22 protein-coding genes are annotated in these 21,531 nt (G+C 65.2%); 10 read left to right on the top strand and 12 right to left on the bottom strand.

Annotated elements, in window-relative coordinates; all coding sequences use genetic code 11:
- Positions 1-58: 58 nt before the first annotated feature.
- Entirely contained in the window at positions 59-1,486 is a 1,428-nt protein-coding gene (gene trmFO / locus IPK75_09925; protein MBK8198678.1) for a methylenetetrahydrofolate--tRNA-(uracil(54)-C(5))-methyltransferase (FADH(2)-oxidizing) TrmFO, read from the top strand.
- On the opposite strand, the gene IPK75_09920 is transcribed toward trmFO, so the two are convergent.
- The 3 genes from IPK75_09920 to IPK75_09910 all read right to left on the bottom strand — a co-directional run bounded on the left by IPK75_09920 (position 1,473) and on the right by IPK75_09910 (position 4,170).
- Complete coding sequence (locus IPK75_09920; protein ID MBK8198677.1) at positions 1,473-2,780, bottom strand: sorbosone dehydrogenase family protein; 1,308 nt, start codon at positions 2,778-2,780, stop codon at positions 1,473-1,475. The two genes, trmFO and IPK75_09920, sit on opposite strands and share 14 nt — an antisense overlap.
- 140 nt (positions 2,781-2,920) lie before the next feature.
- Entirely contained in the window at positions 2,921-3,304 is a 384-nt protein-coding gene (locus tag IPK75_09915; GenBank protein ID MBK8198676.1) for a hypothetical protein, read from the bottom strand.
- 215 nt (positions 3,305-3,519) lie between these two features.
- Complete coding sequence (locus IPK75_09910; GenBank protein MBK8198675.1) at positions 3,520-4,170, bottom strand: squalene/phytoene synthase family protein; 651 nt, start codon at positions 4,168-4,170, stop codon at positions 3,520-3,522.
- Positions 4,171-4,236: 66 nt separating this feature from the next.
- Here IPK75_09910 and IPK75_09905 point away from each other — a divergent pair, with 66 nt between their 5' ends.
- Together IPK75_09905 and IPK75_09900 are read left to right on the top strand one after the other, a co-directional pair.
- A complete protein-coding gene (locus IPK75_09905; GenBank protein MBK8198674.1) occupies positions 4,237-4,845 on the top strand; it encodes a superoxide dismutase in 609 nt (202 codons plus the stop codon).
- A gap of 36 nt (positions 4,846-4,881) precedes the next feature.
- Positions 4,882-5,577, top strand: a complete 696-nt coding sequence (locus IPK75_09900; GenBank protein MBK8198673.1) for a zinc ribbon domain-containing protein — start codon at positions 4,882-4,884, stop codon at positions 5,575-5,577.
- Positions 5,578-5,583: 6 nt separating this feature from the next.
- Here the strand turns inward: IPK75_09900 and IPK75_09895 are convergent, their stop codons facing one another.
- Positions 5,584-7,035 carry an SUMF1/EgtB/PvdO family nonheme iron enzyme gene (locus IPK75_09895; protein ID MBK8198672.1) on the bottom strand — a complete coding sequence of 484 codons (1,452 nt, stop codon included), beginning with the start codon at positions 7,033-7,035 and terminating at the stop codon, positions 5,584-5,586.
- Positions 7,036-7,314: 279 nt separating this feature from the next.
- Here IPK75_09895 and IPK75_09890 point away from each other — a divergent pair, with 279 nt between their 5' ends.
- The 3 genes from IPK75_09890 (at position 7,315) to IPK75_09880 (ending at position 10,239) form a co-directional block, all read left to right on the top strand.
- On the top strand, positions 7,315-8,985 hold the full coding sequence (locus IPK75_09890) for a DEAD/DEAH box helicase (protein MBK8198671.1): 1,671 nt from the start codon (positions 7,315-7,317) through the stop codon (positions 8,983-8,985).
- 21 nt (positions 8,986-9,006) lie between these two features.
- Positions 9,007-9,780, top strand: coding sequence for a sterol desaturase family protein (locus IPK75_09885; protein MBK8198670.1), 774 nt, complete (start codon positions 9,007-9,009; stop codon positions 9,778-9,780).
- Between the two features lie 72 nt (positions 9,781-9,852).
- A complete protein-coding gene (locus IPK75_09880; GenBank protein ID MBK8198669.1) occupies positions 9,853-10,239 on the top strand; it encodes a VOC family protein in 387 nt (128 codons plus the stop codon).
- Positions 10,240-10,284: 45 nt separating this feature from the next.
- Here IPK75_09880 and IPK75_09875 read toward each other — a convergent pair whose 3' ends face one another.
- Positions 10,285-11,721, bottom strand: coding sequence for a coniferyl aldehyde dehydrogenase (locus IPK75_09875; protein MBK8198668.1), 1,437 nt, complete (start codon positions 11,719-11,721; stop codon positions 10,285-10,287).
- 167 nt (positions 11,722-11,888) lie between these two features.
- Here IPK75_09875 and IPK75_09870 point away from each other — a divergent pair, with 167 nt between their 5' ends.
- Both IPK75_09870 and IPK75_09865 read left to right on the top strand, forming a co-directional pair.
- Positions 11,889-12,689, top strand: a complete 801-nt coding sequence (locus tag IPK75_09870; GenBank protein ID MBK8198667.1) for an enoyl-CoA hydratase/isomerase — start codon at positions 11,889-11,891, stop codon at positions 12,687-12,689.
- A gap of 95 nt (positions 12,690-12,784) precedes the next feature.
- Positions 12,785-13,273: a DUF3291 domain-containing protein gene (locus IPK75_09865; protein ID MBK8198666.1), complete on the top strand. Its 489-nt coding sequence runs from the start codon at positions 12,785-12,787 to the stop codon at positions 13,271-13,273.
- Here IPK75_09865 and IPK75_09860 read toward each other — a convergent pair.
- From IPK75_09860 to IPK75_09840, 5 genes are read right to left on the bottom strand one after another with little or no spacing between them, the layout of a single operon-like run.
- Positions 13,270-13,644: a TfoX/Sxy family protein gene (locus IPK75_09860; protein ID MBK8198665.1), complete on the bottom strand. Its 375-nt coding sequence runs from the start codon at positions 13,642-13,644 to the stop codon at positions 13,270-13,272. The two genes, IPK75_09865 and IPK75_09860, sit on opposite strands and share 4 nt — an antisense overlap.
- Positions 13,644-13,910 carry a DUF3253 domain-containing protein gene (locus tag IPK75_09855; protein ID MBK8198664.1) on the bottom strand — a complete coding sequence of 89 codons (267 nt, stop codon included), beginning with the start codon at positions 13,908-13,910 and terminating at the stop codon, positions 13,644-13,646. The genes IPK75_09860 and IPK75_09855 overlap by 1 nt, the downstream gene beginning before the upstream one ends.
- Entirely contained in the window at positions 13,894-14,502 is a 609-nt protein-coding gene (locus tag IPK75_09850; protein ID MBK8198663.1) for a hypothetical protein, read from the bottom strand. Before IPK75_09850 ends, IPK75_09855 begins: the two co-directional genes overlap by 17 nt.
- Position 14,503: 1 nt before the next feature.
- Positions 14,504-15,739: a beta-lactamase family protein gene (locus tag IPK75_09845; GenBank protein MBK8198662.1), complete on the bottom strand. Its 1,236-nt coding sequence runs from the start codon at positions 15,737-15,739 to the stop codon at positions 14,504-14,506.
- Entirely contained in the window at positions 15,739-16,899 is a 1,161-nt protein-coding gene (locus IPK75_09840; GenBank protein ID MBK8198661.1) for an acyl-CoA dehydrogenase family protein, read from the bottom strand. Before IPK75_09840 ends, IPK75_09845 begins: the two co-directional genes overlap by 1 nt.
- 113 nt (positions 16,900-17,012) lie before the next feature.
- Between IPK75_09840 and IPK75_09835 the strand changes: the two genes are divergently transcribed.
- Both IPK75_09835 and IPK75_09830 read left to right on the top strand, forming a co-directional pair.
- Positions 17,013-17,441, top strand: a complete 429-nt coding sequence (locus IPK75_09835) for a PaaI family thioesterase (protein MBK8198660.1) — start codon at positions 17,013-17,015, stop codon at positions 17,439-17,441.
- Positions 17,438-18,229, top strand: a complete 792-nt coding sequence (locus tag IPK75_09830; GenBank protein MBK8198659.1) for an SDR family oxidoreductase — start codon at positions 17,438-17,440, stop codon at positions 18,227-18,229. Before IPK75_09835 ends, IPK75_09830 begins: the two co-directional genes overlap by 4 nt.
- Here the strand turns inward: IPK75_09830 and IPK75_09825 are convergent.
- Positions 18,226-20,868, bottom strand: coding sequence for a M1 family metallopeptidase (locus IPK75_09825; GenBank protein MBK8198658.1), 2,643 nt, complete (start codon positions 20,866-20,868; stop codon positions 18,226-18,228). The two genes, IPK75_09830 and IPK75_09825, sit on opposite strands and share 4 nt — an antisense overlap.
- Positions 20,869-20,910: 42 nt before the next feature.
- On the bottom strand, positions 20,911-21,525 hold the full coding sequence (locus tag IPK75_09820) for a glutathione S-transferase (GenBank protein MBK8198657.1): 615 nt from the start codon (positions 21,523-21,525) through the stop codon (positions 20,911-20,913).
- Between the last annotated feature and the right edge of the window lie 6 nt (positions 21,526-21,531).

Below are 21,531 nucleotides of genomic sequence, written 5' to 3'. Positions count from 1 at the left end.
TGCCGCCGGGGCAAACGCCATCTTGACGCGCCCGGCTCCCGTGGCCCATGTCCCGGCCATGACCCTGAAACCCATCCACATCATCGGCGGCGGCATGGCCGGCTCCGAAGCCGCCTGGCAGATCGCCTCGGCCGGCGTACCCGTCGTCCTGCACGAGATGCGCGGCACGCGCGGCACCGATGCCCACCAGACCGACAAGCTCGCCGAACTCGTCTGTTCGAACTCCTTCCGCTCCGACGACCACACGTCCAACGCCGTCGGCGTGCTGCACGAGGAAATGCGCCGCGCCAACGGCCTGATCATCACCACCGCCAAGGCCCACCAGGTTCCCGCCGGCAGCGCGCTCGCGGTCGACCGCGAAGGCTTTGCCGAGGCCGTTACCGCGAAACTCGAAGCGCATCCGCTGGTCACGATCGTGCGTGAGGAAATCGCCGGCATTCCGCCCGAGGACTGGGACTCGGTTATCGTGGCGACCGGCCCGCTGACATCCATCGCGCTGGCCGAAGCGATCCGGGCGCACACCGGCGAAACCGACCTCGCCTTCTTCGACGCCATTGCGCCGATCGTGTATTTCGACTCGGTCGACATGACCAAGGCCTGGCGCCAGAGCCGGTATGACAAGGCCGGCCCGGGCGGCGACACGGCCGCCTACATCAATTGTCCGATGACGGAGGAAGAGTATAACCGCTTCCTCGATGCGCTCCTTGCCGCGCCCAAGACCGAGTTCCGGGACTGGGAAAAGAACACGCCGTATTTCGAAGGCTGCCTGCCCATCGAGGTGATGGCGGAGCGCGGCCGGGAGACGCTGCGCTTCGGGCCGATGAAGCCAATCGGGCTCACGGATGCACACAACCCGACGGTCAAGGCACATGCGGTCGTGCAACTGCGGCAAGACAATGCGCTCGGCACGCTGTGGAACATGGTCGGCTTCCAGACGAAGCTGAAATATGCCGCCCAGACGGAAATCTTCCGTATGATCCCCGGCCTTGAAAAGGCCGAGTTTGCCCGGCTCGGCGGAATCCATCGCAATACCTTCCTGAATTCCCCGAAGCTGCTGGACCGGCAGCTCCGTATGAAGACGATACCGCGCCTGCGGTTTGCCGGGCAGGTCACCGGTGTTGAAGGATATGTCGAGAGCGCCGCGATGGGCCTGCTCGCCGGACGCCTTGCTGCGGCCGAACGCCTTGGCCGCCGCCTCGATCCGCCGCCGCCGACCACCGCGATGGGCGCGCTTGTGGCGCATATCACGGGCGGCCACCTTGCCGACGGCCAGACCTTCCAGCCGATGAACGTCAACTTCGGCCTGTTCCCCGACATTGAGGACTATTCAAAGACCGGTCCGGACGGCAAACGCCTTAGGGGCAAGGACAAGGGCAAGGCAAAGAAGATGGCGCAGGCCGTCCGCTCACTGAGCGATTTCGATGCCTGGCTCGCCGGCGAGACCGTCAGCGCAGACGCTGCGTTCCAGGCCGTCAGTTCGGCGTGACCCTCCAGATCCGGTTGCCCACATCGTCCGCGACCAGCAGCCCGCCCCTCTGGTCGACTTTGACGCCGACCGGGCGGCCACGCGCTTGGTCTTCAACGAGGAAGCCGGTGAGCACCGGCTGCGGGTTGCCACTGGGGCCATCCGCGCCGAAGGGAACGAAGATCACTTCATAGCCGCTTCGCGGATCGCGGTTCCATGACCCGTGCTGGCCGATGAAGGCGCCGGCGCCGAAGCTGGACGCGAGGCCCGCGCCCTTGCCGTCGGTCACGTCGAGACCGAGCGAGGCGGTATGGGCGCCGAGGGCATAGTCCGGCGCGATGGCCGCGGCGACGAGCGAGGCATCCTGCGGTGCGACGCGCGTATCCACGTTTTGGCCGAAATAGCTGTAGGGCCAGCCATAGAAGGCGCCTTGCTTCACGGAAGTCAGGTAGTCGGGCACGAGGTTGTCACCGAGCTCGTCGCGTTCGTTGACGACGGTGTAGAGCAGGCCGTGGGAGTCGAAATCCATGCCGACCGGATTGCGCAGGCCGGATGCGTAGACCTTGCCTTCGCCGGACGCGAGATCGATTTCCCAGATTGCGGCGCGTCCTTCTTCGGCTTCCATGCCGTTTTCCGCGATGTTGCTGTTCGAGCCGACAGCGGCGTAGAGTTTTGTGCCATCCGCGCTCGCAACGATGTTCTTGGTCCAGTGATGGTTGATCGGTCCGCCCGGCAACTTGAACACCGTTTGCGGGGTGGCCGTGTTGACGTCTTCACCTTCCGTGTACGGAACGGAGACAATGGCATCGGCATTGGCGATGTAAAGCGTGTCGCCGACGAGCGCCATGCCGAAGGGCGACATGAGATTGGTGAGGTAGGCGGTATGCACGTCCGCGGCGCCGTCGCCATCCGTGTCGCGCAGGAGCGAGACACGGTCCGGGCTGGGCACGGCCGCGCCGGCTTTCGTCATCGCGCGCTTCATGAAGAAGCCCCGGATGCCGCCGCCATCTTCGGGGCGCGGCGGCGCGTTGGTTTCGGCGACGAGGATGTCGCCATTCGGCAGCTCATAAATCCAGCGCGGATGATCGAGACCTTCGGCGAAGGCCTTCACCGCGTAGCCCGGAGCGGCAACGGGCTTCTCGCCGTCTTTCCAGGCGCGCGCTTCTGCGACCTTCACGGTGGGAATGAGCTTGGACTGGGGCTCGGGCAACTGCGGCGCGGTGCCGAAAACGGTTGCGACGGGGGCAGGCTTTTCGAGCTGGCAGGCTGCGCTCAAGACGAGCAGCGCGGCGGCGCAGGGAAGCGCGAGTTTCATGCGCTCATTTCCTTTTGGTTGCCGCAACCAACGTGAGGAGCCGGAAAAGGTTGCCTGCGGCAGCACGGGCGTCCGGTCGCAGCGGAAGCTGGCCGGTGTCGGGACTGAATTCCGGAACCGGCGCTCGCCGGGCTGGTGCGCTAGGAGGAATCTGGATCGAGGCCGAGGCAGGCCGCCTCGGCGCGCGGCGAGGGATCACCTTCCGAAAGGTGCAAAGGCGTGCCGTGCGGCGCGCCCGGGCCGAGGCATGCGGGAACGGACGTGAACCAGACGGGATCGTCGAAGCGGGGGCGGACCAGCGCAAACGGGTCTGCGGTGGGCACTTCGATCCGGTCGCCGCGATACGCAATCGTGACACCGCCCCACCAGGTGACGGCGAGCAGGAAGCAGGTGAGTTTCTCACGCTGAAGGGCAAGCCAGGCGCGCTTCAGCTGCCAGTACAGGACCGGCCAGAAGAACGGATGCACGCGGTCGAAGAATCTTCGGAAGTGCACGTCGTTCCGGATGCGGAGGAAAGCCGACATCTGCGGAGGATAACCCCAGGCGTTGTCCCGCCGGATTGGTGATGCGGAAAAAAGTTCAAAGTGCCGGCCCTGCGGCGTGCGCCGGTGCGCTGCGACTGTTGCAGCGGCAGGAAAACAGGGCCGCAGGCAGACGCTGCAAAAATTCGGCGCAGGGCGCGCGAACACGTCCGGTTTTGTTGCACAAGGCGACGCGGGCGCAACCTTTTCCGGCGCGCTCAGACCTCGCCGGTGTTCATCGCCTTCATGATGGAAAAGCGTTTGGACAGCGGGTTCGGGCGCTTGCCTTCGCAATACAGTTTGCGCAGGCGGAAATGCGCGATTGCCGGGCGCAGCGGCTTGGGGGCGGGCGAGACATGCGGGCCGAAGGCATGCCCTGCCTGGCGCCGCACCGCGGCATAGGCGGCCGAGACGCCGCGGATCTCTTCCGCCCAGTTGTGCACGGGGATCAGGATATTGGCGGCGGTCAGCGCGATCCAGGCTTCCGGTTCCTTGGTGCGGTCCTGGTCCACGAAGGCGGACTGGTAGCCATCGACCAGTTTCTGCAGGGCGCCGGTCTTCAGGCGTCCGGCCGCCACTTCCTCGCCGATGGCCATGCACACGTCGTGGCTGCGCGCGGCGCGTCCGGCGTCGATCTCGCTGATGGCTTCGCGCCACCACTGGAAACGGATGAGGCCGAGCGTCTCCTCGCTCACCACTTCCTGCACGCGCGCCAGCTCGTAGTTCAGCGCGTAGAGCGCCACCAGGGCGCGGCGCTGGGAGGCGGGGGCAAACCGGCTGGAAATCCAGCGATCCTCGTCGACGCGGCGCACGCGCTTGTCGATCTCGTCCCAGGGAGTCTTGGTCAGGGGTCTGGTCTCGTTTGACATGGACCCCATATGTGCGAAACCGCTGCGAAGCGAAAGACATCAAAACCTGCGAAAGGACCTTTGCCCATGGCCTTCACCCTGCCCGACCTGCCCTATGCCCGCTCTGCCCTGGCGCCGCACATCTCCGAAGAGACGCTGAATTTCCACTACGGCAAGCACCATCAGGCCTATGTCACCAACCTGAACGGCCTCGTGAAGGACACCCCGCTCGAGAAAGCCTCGCTGGAAGAAGTCATCAAGGATTCCGCCGGTGACAAGGCGAAAGCCGGCATCTTCAACAACTCGGCGCAGGTCTGGAACCATACGTTCTACTGGCACTCGATGTCGCCGGATGGCGGCGGCAAGCCGAAGGGCAAGATTGCCGAGCTGATCGAGCGCGACCTCGGCGGCTATGACAATTTTGTAAAGGAGTTCAAACAGGCCGGTGCGACGCAGTTCGGTTCCGGCTGGGCCTGGCTGTCGCTGAAGAACGGCAAGCTCGTGATCAGCAAGACGCCGAACGCCGAGACGCCGCTGACTGAAGCCGGCACGACGCCGCTGCTGACCATGGATGTCTGGGAGCACGCCTACTACCTCGATTACCAGAACCGCCGCCCGGACTATATCGACACCTTCCTGTCGAGCCTCGTGAACTGGGATTTCGCGAACCAGAACCTGGCTGACGCCGGCGCCTGAAACGGTTAGGCTCCCCTCTCGGATTCGGAGAGGGGAGTGACCCGCATGTTCTGTACACAGTGCGGAAAAGAGGCGCGTCCGGAGCACATGTTCTGTGCCGGATGCGGCGCCGCGCTCGCGCGGGAGACGGCCGCGCCGATGGGGCTGACGGGCGCCGCGCCCGCGCCGCCGGCGGCGCCCGGCCCGCCGCTGGAAGACTGGCGCGAGACCACCAATTACCGCACCGTGCTGGCGCATCCCGACGTGAAGGCGCTGGTCGCCGAAGCCTCCAAGGCGAACCGCGCCGGCATGAGCGCCGACGAGTTCATGAAGCTCGCGCAGCCGATCCTGAATGCGGCCGGCTCCGGCGGCGTGCCGATGAAGCTGATCTCGGACATCGCCACCCCCATTTATGCGAAGATGGGCGTCAAGATCGGCAAGGACGCCAAGAACGGTTACTCGACCCCGTTCGGCCGCGTGCTGGCCGCGATCCTGTGTTCGATGGCCAGCCGCAGCCAGACACTGGTGTCGGTGCAGGAAGGCGCCGATGGCTGCGTGGTGCAGGCGGAGGTGCCGTCAAGCATCACTACCGGCAAGGGCAAGCTGACCCTCACGCTCGAGCGCAAGGCGGAAGGCACCCTTGTCACCAGCGCGGTCGTGTTCGAGGGCCAATCGTCCGACTGGGGACGATCCAAGCGCGTGCTCGACGAGCTACATCAGGACATCCTGAACTACCGCACGCTGCAGCCCTGAGCGCCGTCAGGGCTGGGCGGCGACGCGGAAACCCGTCACGTCGTCCCGCACCGCCGAATCGTTGCGGGCCCGCGCTGCGATGCGCAGCTCGGCGGGGCTGGACTTGTAAGACCCTCCGCGCAGCACCCGCAGCTTGCACGCGGCGACTTCCACCGCGCGGCCGTCCAGCGGCGCATTGGCGAACGTGTTCACATAGCAATCCTGCACCCATTCGCGCACGTTGCCGGAGACGCCGGTGAGACCGAGGGCGTTGGCGGGCAGATCTGTCACCGCGATCGGCGCATCGCCGGCGGCCGCCTTGTCAGCCTCATAGAGCGCGCCCCACCAGAAGGGTGTCCCGGTGCCGGCACGCGCGGCAAATTCCCACTCCGCCTCGCTCGGCAGCCGGTAGACGCGGCCTGTCTTCTGCGTCAGCCATTTGGTGTAGGCCTGCGCATCCTTCCACGACACTTTCGCCACGGGCTGGGCGCCGCGGCCCTGTGTGCCTGCGGTTGGCGAATACCCACTGCAGCCGCCATCGGCGACACAGGCGTCCCACTGGTCATAGGTGACCTCCGTGGACGCAATCGCATAGGGCGCCATCGCGACCTTGCGCTGCGGGCCTTCCCAGGCATTGCGCGCGAGCTCTTCATCCGGCGCGCCCATCAGGAACGTGCCGCCGGGTATGTTGATCATGTCCGGGCACATGTCGCATTCGCGGAATGTGACCGGCCCGGCTTCGGCGACCGGCTCGGCGACGGGTTCCACGGCGGCGGCCGGCGCTTGCTCCGCAGGCGGAGGAGGTGTTTCGGCAGCGGGCTGCTCGGCAACCTGGGTGGTCGTCGCTTCGGCGGACGAGTTGGACGCGGCGAGCGCCGAGAGCTGGTTCAGCACGGGGGCGACAAGGTCTGGCCTCAGAATGTAGATTCCGGCGGCACTGACCAGACCGAAGAGGAAAGTCAGTGTCACCGCCGTCAGCATGCCGCCGCCGGAGCGCTTTTCCTTGCGCTTGGCCGGCTTGATGCGCTTGCGGGATTTTGACGGCGCCGGGCCGCCGCGGCTTTCACTGCCCTTGGAAGGGGCGGGCGTGGCGGCGAGACGTTTCTTGATGACTTCGATGAAGTTGAGCCAGGCCGGATCGTTCCGGTCCCCGGCCCAGCCAGACAGGTCGGTTGTCTGGATCAGTTCGAACATGACCGGCCGGTCGCAGGCCTCGATCATCAGGGGGACGAGCGTGTTCTTGCGGGCGCCGATGGTCGCCTCGGCGCGCACCCAGCGCGACTTTACCGAGCGGCTGGACCAGAGCACGACCACGGCGCGCGCCTTGTGCAGGCGGTCTTCCGTGATTTCGTCGTAGTTTTCACCGGCCTGGAGGTTCATGTCCATCCAGACATCGAACCCCTCCGCGATCAGCCCATCGACGATGACCTGGGCCGTTTTCAGGTCCTCGCGGTTGTACGATACGAATATTTCCGACATAGGTCCCCACCTCGCCGGCTCCGTCCGGCGCGCAAGAAAGCGCCGGAATTTGCACGAGTGCAAGAGGCCGGTGCTTGTTTCTGCAATGGTAGTGCCTATTTCGCCTGAAGCGTGGGCTATACGGCACTCATAAAATGCAGTATGGGCCGCTTCTATGTTCCGGGCATGGGATTCGCCCGGCTGCAGTCCGTTGGGTCATGGGGACCTTAAGGACGCAGGACGAGCGCCGCCAATACGGGCGGCCAGGCAAATCAACCAGACATCCCGGAGACGACCCCTTTGACTCAGACTCAAGTGACTTTCGCTGATCTCGGCCTGGCCGAGAACATCCTCAAGGCCGTGACGGAATCCGGCTACACGATCCCGACCCCGATCCAGGCCGAAGCCATCCCGCACATCGCCATGGGCGGCGACGTGACCGGCATTGCGCAGACCGGCACCGGCAAGACGGCAGCCTTCGTGCTGCCGATGATCCAGCGCCTTTCCACCGGCCGCGCCCGCGCCCGGATGCCGCGCTGCCTGATCCTCTGCCCGACGCGCGAGCTTGCGGCGCAGGTTGCCGAGAACTTCGAGAAGTATGGCAAATACCTCAAGCTGACGATGGCGCTGCTGATCGGCGGTGTCAGCTTCAAGGAACAGGAAGTGCTGCTGCAACGCGGCGTGGACGTGCTGATCGCCACGCCCGGCCGCCTGATGGACCAGTTCGACCGCGGCAAGCTCCTCCTGATGGGCGTCGAGACGCTGATCATCGACGAAGCGGACCGGATGCTCGACATGGGCTTCATTCCCGACATCGAGAAGATCTGCTCGAAACTTCCGCCCGGCCGCCAGACGCTGCTGTTCTCGGCGACCTTCCCGAGCGATATCCAGCGCCTTGCGAAGACCTTCCAAAAAGATCCGAAGAAGATCGAAGTGGCGCGCCCGACCGACGCTGCCAAGACCATCACCCAGCACGTCGTTCATCTGCCTACGAACGATGGCAAAGCCCGCCGCACGGCGCTGCGCCGCGTGATCGAGTCCTGCAACGTGAAGAACGGCATCGTGTTCTGCAACCGCAAGGTTGAGGTGGACATCGTCGCCGCCTCGCTGACCAAGCACGGCCACGACGCCGCGCCGATCCACGGCGACCTGCCGCAATCCGTGCGCTCCGATACGCTGCAGCGCTTCCGCGATGGTTCGCTGAAACTGCTCGTCGCCTCGGACGTCGCCGCACGCGGCCTCGACATTCCGGATGTCGGCCATGTGTTCAACTTCGGCCCGCCGCCGAAAGACGAAGACTACATCCACCGCATCGGCCGCACCGGCCGCGCAGGCCGCAGCGGCGAAAGCTACACGCTGGTCTCGCCGGGCGATGAAAAATCCTGGGGCTTCGTGCTCAAGATGATCAAGCAGGACGTGAAGGAATTCATGCCCGAGGGCCTGCTCGAAGAACTGAAGGACCTTCCGCCGGAAGAAAAGCGCGACCGCGGCGACAAGCGCGGTGGACGTGAGCGCGACCGGGGCCGGGGTGGCCGCGGCGAACGCGGTGATCGCGGTGATCGCGGCCCGCGCCGCCGGGAGCGCAGCGAGGATGCGCCAGCCGCTGTGGAAGCCGTTGCCGCGGAAACCGTTGTCGCTGAATCGGACGAAGCCGTTGTTGCGGAGGCACCTGCTGCCCGCGAGGATGCACCGAAACGGGAACGCGGCCCGCGCGGCGGCAGACGCCGGGATCGCGGCGACGCACCGCGCGGTGAGCGCAGCGAGCAACCGCGCGCGGAGCGCCCCGAGCGCCCCGAGCGCTCTGATCGCACCACCGAGCGCACGGAACGCACCGACCGCGACCGCAGCGAAAAGCGCGACCGCCCGCAGCGCGACTTCAAGCGCAAGGACGACGACCTGATCCTCGAGCCGGCACCGGACCGCGTCAAAGGCTTCGGCTCGGACGTTCCCGGCTTCCTGAAGAAGCGCTGATCCACACGGGCGGCATATCGTTTGAGTTCCGAAACGATCCTCCGCCTTTGCCTGACGCTTGGCGGACTGAGCCTGTTCGCCCTGCTTGAAGCCGCTTTTCCTGCCCGGGCCCGCGTCCTGCCGCGCCTCGGGCGCTGGATCACCAACCTGTCACTCGGCGGCGTCTCGTCGCTGGCCGTGCGCCTGATGGGTCCGGCGACGGTGGCCGGCGCGGCGCTGGCGGCGGGCGAGGCGGGCTTTGGCCTGTTCAACCAGCTCACGCTGCCGGCCTGGCTTGTCGCCTCGCTCGTCCTTGTGCTGATGGACCTCGCCGTTTGGGCGCAGCACCTTGCCATGCACAAGGCGCCGCTGCTCTGGCGCCTGCACCGCGTGCACCATGCCGACCGCGACCTCGACGTGACCAGCGGCCTGCGCTTCCACCCGTTTGAGGCGGCCGTTTCGATGGCGTGGAAAGCGGCCGTGGTGTTCGCCCTCGGCGCGCCGGTAGCCGCAGCGCTCGGATACGAGATCCTGCTCGGCCTGATGGCCCTGTTCACGCACGCCAACGTCCGCCTGCCCGGCCGGCTTGAACGCGCCTTGCGGCTGGTGGTCGTGACGCCGGAGATGCACCGGACGCACCACTCCATCCTCCGTGCCGAGATGGACTCCAACTATGGCAATGCCCTGTCCCTCTGGGACCGCGTGTTCCGCACCTACACACCTGCCCCTCAAGGCCCGCTCGTGCTGGGCCTCGGCGGCGGACAGGATGCGCAAGGCGCGAGCCTGCGCGGCATGCTGTGGATGCCGCTCGCCTAGCGCGCGGCCGGGCGGTTGACGCCGCTACCGGAAAGGCAGTTGATGCGGGCGGATCAGCCAAGTGAGGTCGCGATGCCGGTATTGGGAATTGGGGGCGTGTTCTTCCGCGCCGAGAATCCGGAGGCGCTGGGCGCCTGGTATGACCAGCACCTTGCCGTGGGCGCCGGACACAACGGCACCGGCACCAAGGTCGCAGACGAGTGGTTCTGGCAAGTCGAATCCGGGCCGGTCGTGTTCGCGCCGTTCAAGGCGGCGACCGATTACTGGCCGGCGGGAAAGTCCTACATGCTGAACTTCCGCGTCAGCGGTCTCGACGCCCTGCTCGCCTCCCTGCGCGCAGCCGGTATCGCGGTCGAGACGCGCAAGGAATGGGACACGCCGGAGACCGGACGCTTCGCCCGCGTCCACGATCCCGAGGGCAACCCGATCGAGCTGTGGGAGCCCCCTTCCGGGGACTGACGGAATTTCGGGGCGGCGCCCTCCCGGGGGAGGGCGCCCTTCCGTCTACTTCTTCATCCGGCCTTTGACCTGCGCGCGGTACTTGTCGCCGTAAGGCGGACGCATCATCGCCAGCAACTCGCTGCCGGTCTGGGTGTAGATCGCCTTCTTGTGGCTGAACTCCAGGAAGCCGTCGCGGCCATGGTAAGAGCCCATACCGGCCGGGCCAACGCCGCCGAAAGGCAGGTCTTCCTGTGCCACGTGGAAAATCACGTCATTGACCGTCACGCCGCCGGACGTGGTGTTGTTCAGTACAAGGTCTTTCTCGGCGGCGTCCTCTCCGAAGTAATAGAGACCGAGCGGACGCGGATGGGCGTTGATGTAGGCGACCGCATCCTTGGCATCGTTGTAGGACTTGATCGGCAGGATCGGCCCGAAGATCTCGTCCTGCATCACCTTCATGTCGTCGGTCGGATCGACGATGATGTGCGGCGGAATCTTGTGGTGCGGCTGCTGGGCGAAATTCTCCGCCTTCGGATTGATCTCGATCACCTGCGCGCCCTTGGACCGCGCGTCTTCGAGATAGCCCTGGATCCGGTCGAAGTGGCGCTGGTTGATGACCGAGGTGTAGTCGTCATTGTCCTTCAGGCCGGAGGCATACATCGTCTCGACCGCGCGGGTTGCGGCGCCGACGAATTCCTGGGTCTTTTCCTTCGGCACGAAGGCATAGTCCGGCGCGAGGCAGATCTGGCCGGCGTTCAGCGTCTTGCCGGCCATGATGCGGTTGGCGGCTTTCTGCATGTCGGCCGAGCGGCCGAGGATGACCGGCGACTTGCCGCCAAGCTCAAGTGTGAGCGGCACGAGATTGTCGGCGGCGGCGCGCATGACATGATGTGCAATCGAAGTCGCGCCGGTGAACAGGATGTGGTCGAACGGCAGTTTGGTGAATTCCGCGCCCGCGTCCGGGCCGCCGGTGACGACGACGCATTCTTCCGGCGAATAGTATTTCGCGATCAGCTCCTTCATCAGCTGCGAGGTCGCCTCGGTGAATTCCGACGGCTTGATCATCGTGCGATTGCCTGCCGCGAAGATGCCGGCGAGCGGCGTGAAGGTCAGGTTGACCGGGAAGTTCCAAGGCGAGAGCACACCGATCACGCCCTTAGGCTGGTACTGCACTTCGGCCTTGGAGCCGAGCAGGCCGAGCGGGAACTCCACCTTGCGCTTCTCGGATTTCATCCACTGGGCCAGGTGTTTCTTCGCGTGTTTCAGCGCGCCGATGGAGCCGGCGATGTCGGTGAGGTTCGACTGGTCTTTCGAGCGGTGGCCAAAGTCCGCACACATCGCATCGTTGAACGCATCACCATGCGTGGCAAGCAGGTCGATCGACTTGTCGAGCCACTCGATCCGTTTGGCGACAGACGGAATGCCGTCGCGCAGGTGAGCGGCTTTCTGCTTGTCGAGCAACGCGCGCATTCCGGTGCCGGGGGTGCCGTCGAGGGCCATGACGAATCTCCAAGTGTGACGTGTGAACCTGTAGCGTTGTAAACAGTGTAGCGCCTGTTCAGCGTTTGCGCCATTCCCCCGGGCAAGCCTTGCCCCTGCGTGAGGCGTTCACGGGGTGGGTCAATCGCGGTAATTCAGGCCCAATTCGACACAAGGGAGACCGCCGGATGGCCAAGTACGAGAAGATTTCCTACGAGCGCGACGGCGACATCGCGGTCATCGCCTTTGATGACGACAAGACGCTGAACGCTTGCGGCGTCGATACGGCCATCGAACTGCTGCACGCCTTTGAAGTCGCGGCCGCCGAGGCGCGTTGCACGATCCTCACCGGCAAGGGCCGCGGCTTCTGCTCCGGCGCAAACCTCGGCGGCATGGGATCCGGCCCGTCGATCGCGCATCCTGATTCGCAGCCAGATGCCGGCAAGGCGCTCGATGCGTTCTACAATCCGCTGGTTACCGCCATCCGCGAACATCCCCATCCGGTGATCACTGCCGTGAACGGGGCCGCCGCCGGTGTCGGCTGCGCGATCGGCCTGATGGGCGATCTCGTGATCGCCGGGAAGAGCGCCTACTTCCTCCAGGCTTTCCGCCGCATCGGCCTCGTGCCGGATGGCGGCTCCAGCTACCTGCTCGCCAAGACGATCGGCCGCGTGCGCGCCATGGAGATGGCACTTCTGGGTGAAAAGCTGCCGGCCGAAACGGCGATGCAATGGGGCCTCGTCAACCGCGTGGTCGAGGATGCCAAGCTGATGGAGACGGCGAAGGAATTTGCCCAGAAGCTCGCTACCGGTCCGACCGTGGCGCTGTCGCTGGCGCGGCAGTGCATCTGGGACGCCTGCGACGACGATTTCGGCGCCGCCCTGCACAATGAGCGCATCGCCCAGCGCACGGCAGGGCGCACATCCGACTTCCGCGAAGGCGTTTCCGCCTTCCTGCAGAAGCGACCCGCCGAGTTCAAAGGCAAGTAACTTCAGATTGCAGGCCGGAATTTCGTTTCCCTTAAAGATTACGAAACTCATTTCAGGATACGGTTCGCCCCGGATGGATATTCGGGGCGGACGCCATGGACTACAGGCTGGTGCACTTCAATTGCGCGCGCCCAATGGGAAAGTTCGACTTCAGCAATGAATTCGTTCAGGTTTTTGTCGCGCTGCTGCCCCGCATTTTCAAGGACGGCGACGCGTTCGAGGGCCTCGTCCACCACGACCACGGCCTGCGCTGCCCGGATGGCAGCTGGCGCGGATTCACGAATGCGTTCCCGTATCCGCCGGAATGGCGCGCGCCGGACATCTCCACCCTCGCCGTCTGGCGCTCGATGGAAGACCTGAAGGCCTTCAGCCACAATGGCCGCACCCACCCGCCCGGCATGCGCCGCCTCGCCAACGAGATCGACCGCAGCGACGGCCCCGGCTTCGTGATGTGGTGGGCCCCGAAAGGGGAGCGCTTCACGCTCGAGGATGGCTGGCAACGCCTGCAGCACCTGCGCCAGCATGGCTCGTCCGAGTACGCCTTCTCGCTGGAGCAACCGGCCCGCCGGCCGGCGGTGGCCTAGACCTTTTTCCGCTTCCTTGGCGGCGGCGCCTTCAGCTTCGCTTCTCTCGCAACGCCGAGTGCCTTGCGTCCCCAGGTCACTGCTTCATCCGCGTCGTCGAGCGCCGAAGATGGCAGGCTGACATAGCCGAGATCGATCTGCTTGCTGTCGGAGGGACGCTCCCAGACGAACGGGTAGCTGCCTTCCTCGGTCAGCGCGGCGCGCAAGGCCGGGTCCGCCTTCAGGAAGATCGTGTCATCCGCCAGCAGCGCGAACATCACGCCGTCCTGCCAGACGCCGGCGCCGCCGAACATGCGCTTGATCGTGACCGGGCCGAGGCCGTGGAAGAGTTCGGCCACGAACTCGTGGAACGGGTCCGGCGCCTTTGCCATCAGGCCGGCAGGCCGAGCCGGTAAACGCCCTTGAACGTATCCGGGTCATCCACCGGTTTGCCTTTCCGGTAGATCGCGATGGCACCTGCCTTGTGCAGGCGGATCGCTTCGGCGCGCACATCCTTCAGCACACGCACGAAATTCTCCGGGCTGACCGCCTTGGCGGCGTCTTCCGGCGCAATCGTCTTGCCCGCGCCTTTGGCGGCGGTAAGCGAGAGGATTGCTTCCCGGACCGAGGCTGGCTTTGCTTCAGTCATTTTCTCCATACATCTCTCTCAGCGTCTGATCAATCAAGCTAAGTCTCTGCTTGTCCTCGGGAGACAACGAAAAGCGATACTTTAACTGCTGCACCTCTCCGCGGAGGACGGCTGCATGCAGAACCGGCGGGATAAGGGTACCAACGCAGCCTGCATAATCTTTCCAAGCTGCATCCCAAAAACGTTCATCAAGACCGGCCGATGACCCTCCGTATGGGTCGTTTTCAAGATAGGATTTGTGATACGTCAGCAGAAGATTCGTGGACCGCTCCAGATTATCCAGTGCGCTCGCGGGGTAGTGAAGCATTCGCGCGAGCACAACAATGTCGGTGCGAATGAGGAATTCGCGATAGCCGTCACCGTGCACATCAGGGCTGTTTCCCGAGAAGCCCGAATTGCAGCCAAAAAGGCATGGATCGCCATTCGGTCCAAGCTCGGCAAGGTAGTCTTTTTCGAAAGCTACAAATCCCGATCGGTCAAACTCCGCGATCAAATGATGATAGCGCGAGAGTAATTCTGGTTGCCTCAGCGCCTGTCCGTAAGCGGACAATGCTGCCGGTAGCATCGTCGTTATGCAGAGGAGAAACCGAAGCCAAGTCATCTCACCAGTCAATCGCCGCGTAGACGAGTTGCTGGAATTGCATCCGCATCGGATAGGTGGAGGATGGCATCAGCTGCGTGGCCTGGATGGCGATGATCTCTTCCTCGGAATCGATCCAGAAGAAGGTCGAGGCCAGCCCGCCCCAGCTGAACGTGCCATTGCTGCCCGGCTGGCGGGTCTGCACATAGTCCGTCACCACCGAACCCCCGATGCCGAAGCCGACGCCGTCGGCCATGACTTCGGTGAAGGCCGAGCGGCCCATGCTGCGCATCGTGTTGCCATCTGGCAGGTGATTCTGGTGCATGAACTCCCAGGTCTTGGGGCTGATGATGCGTGCGCCGTCCAGCGTGCCGCCGCGCATCAGCATCAGCGCAAAGCGGTGATAGTCCCGCATGGTGGAGACAAGTCCGCCGCCGGCGTTCAGCAGGTTCGGGCGTTTCGCATAGAGCTTGGAGGCCGCGCCGGCCGGATCGGCGAGGGTCGTCTCGCCGGTCTGCGCGTCTTTCTGGTAGCAGGCCATCAGGCGGTGGATCTTCTCGGGCGGCACCCAGAAGTCCGTGTCCTGCATGCCGAGCGGTCCGAAGATACGCTCCTTGAAGAATTCGTCGAGCGGCTGCCCGCTGACAATCTCGACAATCGCGCCGAGCACATCAATCGAATGGCTGTAGCGCCATTCCGTACCCGGAGAGAAGGCCAGCGGCAGCTGGCCGATCTGGCGCGCCATGTCCTGCAGCGTGTCTTTCGGGTGGCCGACCTTTTCGCGGCGGTAGATCTCGTCGGTTTCATCCTGGAACAGGAAGCCATAGGTGAGGCCGGAGGTGTGGGTGACGAGATCGAGCACCTGCATCTCGCGGTCGGGCTTGCGCAGTTTCGGCGCCGCGGCGGTGCCGCCGTCCCAGACCATCGCGTTCTTGTATTCGGGAATGTAGCGGCTGACCGGATGGTCGAGCCGCAGCTTGCATTCCTCGACCAGCATCATGATGGCGAGCGTCGTGATCGGCTTGGTCATCGAATAGATGCGGAAGATCGTGTCCGGACCAATCGGCTTGTCGCCGCCCATCTCGGTCGTGCCGGTATAACTCTCATGCGCAATCTCACCACCGCGCGAGACCAGCAGGCCCATGCAGGGCAGCTTGCCGGTGTCGATGTAGTTTTCCTTGAAATAGCCAGGCATCGCCGCGAGGCGGTCTGCATTGAGGCCGACTTCGTGCGGGTCTGTGGGGTCGTGTTCGAACATCAGAGGTTTCCTGTCTTTGCGGCCCGGGCCAGTTCCCGGGCAATGATGATCTGCTGTATCTGGCTGGTGCCTTCGTAGAGGCGGAAGATGCGGACGTCTCGGTAGAAGCGCTCGATGCCGTAATCGGTGACGTAGCCTGCGCCGCCGAAGATCTGCACGGCGCGGTCGGCCACACGGCCGCAGGCTTCGGTGGCGAAGAGCTTGGTGCACGAGGCAAGCATGGTGACATCCTCGCCCGCATCGCGGCGGCGGGCCGCGTCGAGGATCATGCATTCGGCGGCATAGGTTTCCGCCTGCGAATCCGCGATCAGCGCCTGCAGCATCTGATGCTCGAAGATCGGCTTGCCGAACTGTTTGCGCTCCAGTGAATAGTTCACCATCTCGCGGATCAGGCGCTTGGAGACGCCGGTGGCGACCGCCGAAATGTGCAGCCTGCCCTTGTCCAGCACGCTCATGGCGACCTTGAAACCTTCGCCTTCCTTGGCGATCATGTTGGCGGCAGGCACGCGGGCATTCTCGAAGATCACGTCGCAGATATGCGCGCCCTGCTGGCCCATCTTCTTCTCGGGCACACCGACCGACAGGCCCGGTGTGTTTCGTTCCACGATGAAGGCTGAGACGCCCTTGGCGCCCGGCTCGTTCGGGTTCGTCCGTGCCATGACGGTGAAGAGGTCCGCCTTGTTGGCATTGGTGATGTAGCGTTTGGTGCCGTTGAGAATGTAATGGTCGCCGTCGCGCGTGGCTTTCGTCTTCAGGCCTGCGGCGTCGGAGCCCGCTTCCGGCTCGGTCAGCGCGAAGCTGGCGATCAGGTCGCCCGAGGCGATGCCCGGCAGCCATTTCGATTTCTGCTCGTCCGTGCCGAACAGGATCAGCGCCTGGCTGCCGATGCCGATATTCGTGCCGGCCACCGAACGGAAAGCCGGGGAGGTCTTGCCGAGCTCGAACGCCACCAGGCATTCGGTTTCCATGTCGAGATCAAGCCCGCCATACTCCTCGGGCACGGCAATGCCGAACAGGCCGAGGGCCTTCATCTCGTCGATGACGTGCTGCGGCACCGCGTCTTCCTCGCCCACCTGCGCCTCGACCGGCACACAGGTCTCGGTCACGAAGCGGCGCACCTGTTCGATCAGCGCGGCGCGGGTTTCGGCGTCAAAGGCCATCGGTGTCGTCTCCCGGTTTTCGTTTCTGGCGCCCACTTTATGCCGCAACGGCACGCTTGTCGAAGGGGGCCGTAAGGGTATGGTTGCCGCAGCCAGAATGACAGGGAGTGAGCATGCCACCGGTGACCGTCGAAACAGGGGAATGGGCCGGCTGGGCCAACTGGCCAGACGAACCGTTCGAAGCTCAGACGGCCGGACCATTCTACTACAGGGTTGACGCGGCAGGACCGGTCGCCGCCTTTCGCGCCGAACGCAAGCATATGAACGGCGCCGGCGTGATGCATGGCGGCTGCCTGATGACGTTCGCCGACTTCGCGCTGTTCGCGATCGCCAACGACGTAATGAATGGCGGCTATGGCCTGACGGTCGCCTTCACTTCGGAATTCCTCGACGGCCCCAAGGAAGGCGAACTTGTCGAGGCGCGCGGCGAGGTTCTGCGAGCCGGTGGCTCGCTGGTCTTCGTCCGGGGTATCGTCACATCAGAAGGCCGCCCCTGCCTGAACTTCTCGGGCACACTTAAAAAACTGAGGAAACAGCCATGAGCCAACAGCCGCCCTATCAAGAACTTTCGCGCTCCATCAAAGGCAAGACCGCGCTGATCACCGGCGCAGCCAGCGGCATGGGCCGCGCGACCGCCCACCTGTTCGCCCGCGAAGGCGCGAATGTCGCCGTGACCGATCTCAAGCAGGAAAACGTCGACATCGTCGTCGAGGAAATCAAGGCGGCTGGCATCAAGCATGTGAAGGGCTGGGCCCTCGATGTGGGTGACGGCGCCGCGATCAAGCGCGTCGTCGACGAAGCAGCCGCGCACTTCGGCGGCATGGATATTCTCGTGAACAATGCCGGTTTCGCCATTCCCGGCCAGGTCGGCGAGGAAAGCTACGAGGACAGCTGGGGCCCGAGCATCAACGTGATGCTGACCTCGCACCAGCGCGCCATCCGCGCCGCCTTGCCGTACATGCGCAAGAATGGCTGGGGCCGCATCGTCAACATCGCCTCCACGGAAGGCCTTGGCGCAACGCCCGGCAACTCGCCCTATGTCGCCGCCAAGCACGGCGTCATCGGCCTGACACGCGGCCTCGCGGTGGACCTTGGCCGCGAAGGCATCACGGTCAACTGCATCTGCCCCGGCCCGATCAAGACCGGCATCACGGCGGGCATTCCGGACGAGCACAAGGAAATCTACGCCAAGCGCCGCGTGCCGCTGCGCCGGTATGGCATTCCGGAAGAGGTTGCCAACATGACGCTGTCGCTGGTGCTGCCAGCCGCGAGCTTCCTCAACGGCGTGCACATCCCGGTCGATGGCGGGCTGACGATCAAGAACGCCTAGCGCGCAAAGGCCGTGCGGGCAGCCTCCGCCTGCACGGCGCACAGCGACAGGTATTCCTTGGTCTCGGCGAGCGACTGCGCATGACCGGTTGCCAGCGCGGCATGCTCCGTAAACAGAGCGTCGAGTTCAGGAACGATGGCCGGGTCGCAGAAAACCCTGGCAAGGCGCGGCGTTGCCCGGCGAGACTGGGACGGGATCACCGCCAGGAAGGCCGGGAAGTCCGACTTGAGCCGCGCCCAGGTCTTCGCCCGGTGGAGCGGATTGGCCATCAGGCTTGAGGCGATCGAATAGCTGGCATTCGGCCCGAGTGTGCCGTCGATCATCAGGTCTTCGGCGCTGCGCGCGAGGTCCGGCTGCACCACAGCGCCGATCGCGTCCGCCACCGCCTGCGTGAACGCCGCATCGTCGATTTGCGGGCGCGCTTCGAGCACGGCGCCGAAAGCTTCCGCGCCGCCGTCGGCAAAAGCCACCCGCAGCGCCGGCAGGTATTCGTCGCTCGAAAGGCCGCCCGCGCCGCTCAGGAAAGTATCCAGCCGGCGCCGGAGCTCGCTGCGCGCCGCAGTGTCGTGCAACGTCAGGGCACGGAACGCTGCGAGACGTGCCTCAAGCTCGGCGCCGGTGGCCGCCATCTGCGTGTCCAGCCGCGCGGAGATCGCGGTGCGCAAGTCGCGCGCGGCGGGTGACATGCCAAGCTGACGCAACAAGTGTTCCGCGTCCGCAAAGGCCGCCGCGACGACCGCGGCATCGGGGTGCGAAAATGCCGGCATCAGGATCGCCAGCCACGCGTCCTTCTCCATCCCGCCCGCATTGAACGCGGCCTCGGCCGAGTCGAGCGCCGCCAGCGCCTCGGCCGCCGGCAGGCGCGTGAACGCTTCGCCGAGCGCCGACCAGCCCTCGGCCGGCAGGTTGAACCGGTAATAGCCGGCACCGTCCGCATTCGGAACAATCAAGGAAGGGCACATTGCGCCCTTGAGCCGCATCACATCGCTCGCCGTCTCCAGCAAGGTGCACGACCGGCCACTGTTGGCGCCGTCTTCCCACGCGACGCATACAGGGATCGTCCAGAGCGCAGCCGGGTCGATCCCGGATCCCAGCGGCTTGTAGCGGCTTTGCCGCAGCGCGATTTCCGGCCCGGTCGCCTTGCAGGTCAGGGCAGCTTCGACGACCGGCACGCCGGGCTTGGTCACGAAGCTCTCGAACACCCGGCCGATCGCCGGCTCACCCGTCGCCTCGCTGATCGCTTCGAAGAAATCCGCGCTGTCCGCATTGCCGTCCGCAAACCGGGCGATGTAGCGCCCGAGCGCCGGCCGGAAGCGTTCCGGCGTGAAATACTGGTCCACCATGCGGATCACCGCCTGGCCCTTCGAATAGGTGATCGCGTCATACGCGCTGCGGATATCCTCGTTGCGCAAGACCGGCCCGGCCACGGCGCGCGCACTGGCAAGACTGTCGGCGCTCATTGCGCTCAGCCCGTCAACGACCGAGCCGACGCCATTGTCGCCGTCCGGCATCAGCAAGGCCAGCACCGCCGACTCGCTCCACACCGCAAAGCTCTCCTTCAGCCAGAGATCATTCCACCAGGGCGGCGTCACGAGGTTGCCGAACCACATATGCGCAATCTCATGCACATGCAGTTCCGTCAGTGACCGGATGAAAGCCGGCCCCGCATTCGGCGGCTTCAGGATGCGGCTCTCGCGGTAGGTGATCGCCCCCGCCAGCTCGGTCGCGCCCGACGGCCACTCGGGCGCCGCGACGAGGTCCAGCTTCGGATAGGGATAGGGCTCGCCCAGCATCTCCTCGAACGCGCGCACCACCGATGGCGTCAGCGCCAGCGCATAGCCGAGCTCCTCGCCCTTGCCGGCCCGCGCATAGCCGGTCAGCGGAACTTCGCGCCGGCGCACACCGTTCGCCGGTATCGCCGGCCGCTCCACCCGGTCGAACTCGCCCACTGATGCCGAGAGCAGGTAGGTCGGCAGGGGCCGCGTCGGCGCGAACCGGATGGTCTCAAACCCCGCCCGCGCGGGCGCACGGCTCACTTCCGGCGTATTGGCAATCGCATGCATGCCGGCCGGCACGGTGATCGACAGTTCGAAAACGGCCTTGAACGCGGGCTCGTCAAAGCCGGGCAGGAACCGGCGCGCTTCGGTACTCTCGGATTTCGCCAGCGCATAGAACCGTCCCTGCGAGCCGACGCGGAACAGGCCGGCGAGGCTCGTGTTGAACGGCGCCTCATAGTCGACCGCCAGCGTCACGCGCCGCGCTTCAAGCCGCCTCGGAAACCCGACCCAGACGACGCCCATGCCCGGCATCTCGGTCCAGGTGGCCTCCACCGTCTCGCCGCCCGCCGTCGCGGTCACCGCGCTCACATGCAGCCCGTCGCCGTGCAGCCAGAGGCCGGTCGCCGCGCCCTGCATGCGGATGTCGATTTCGACATGCCCGCTGAAATGCGTCTCGCGCGGGTCCAGATCCAGCTCTGCGCGGTAGGCTTCAGGACGCGCGATGCCCGGTAGGCGTCCGGCCGGCGCGGTGAGGGCCAGTTGCTGCGGCGTCACATCGCGCACCGGCAGCGTCCAGGCCGAGCGCTGGGCGCAGGCTCCCAGCACGAGCGCGAGCAGGCCGGCGAGACAGGCACGCATCATCTGCCGTTTCCTCCGTCTGCGGACCAGCCGGACCGCACCGCCCTAGCCCGCGAATCCCCGCGCCGTCATCGCCTCATGCCACCGCCCGAGATTGGGAAGTTCCTTGTGCGGCGCCCATTTCATCACCCGCGTGAAGCCGCACGTGATGTAGAGCGTGATGTCGGCAATCGAGAACCGGTCGGCGGCCACGAAGTCGTGGCTCGCAAGGTGCTCGTCGAGCCGCTCTGCCATCTTGCGCGCCGCCTTCTCGCTCTTGGCCGCCGCTTCGGCGCTCTGCGGCACTTCCAGCGGCGCCATCGCCGGATGCGCGTTGCGGAACCAGCCGGCAAACTGGATGAAGAACATCAGCTCCACCCGCCGGTCCCACATCTCGATCAGGGCCTTCTCCTTCGGATCGCGCCCCATCAGGTTCGGCTCGGGGAAGATGCCTTCGAAATAAGTGCAGATCGCGCGGCTCTCGGTGATGTTGGTGCCGTCATCCATGATCAGCGCGGGCACCTGCGCATACGGCGACACTTCTCGGTAGCCTGACTGCTTGTGCTCCTGCTTCATGATCGAGATCTCTTCCAGCTCGACCGCATCCAGCTTGCCCTTGGCGCGCAGGAAATAGACGACGCGGTCCGGGTTCGGCGCCTGCGGGCTGTGATAAAGCTTCATCGTGTC

The organism is Acidobacteriota bacterium (genome assembly GCA_016712445.1).
In the GTDB taxonomy this organism is placed as follows: Bacteria; Pseudomonadota; Alphaproteobacteria; order Caulobacterales; family Hyphomonadaceae; genus Hyphomonas.
Note: the sequence above shows the minus strand (reverse complement) of the source record. Positions and strands in the feature narration are given on the sequence as shown.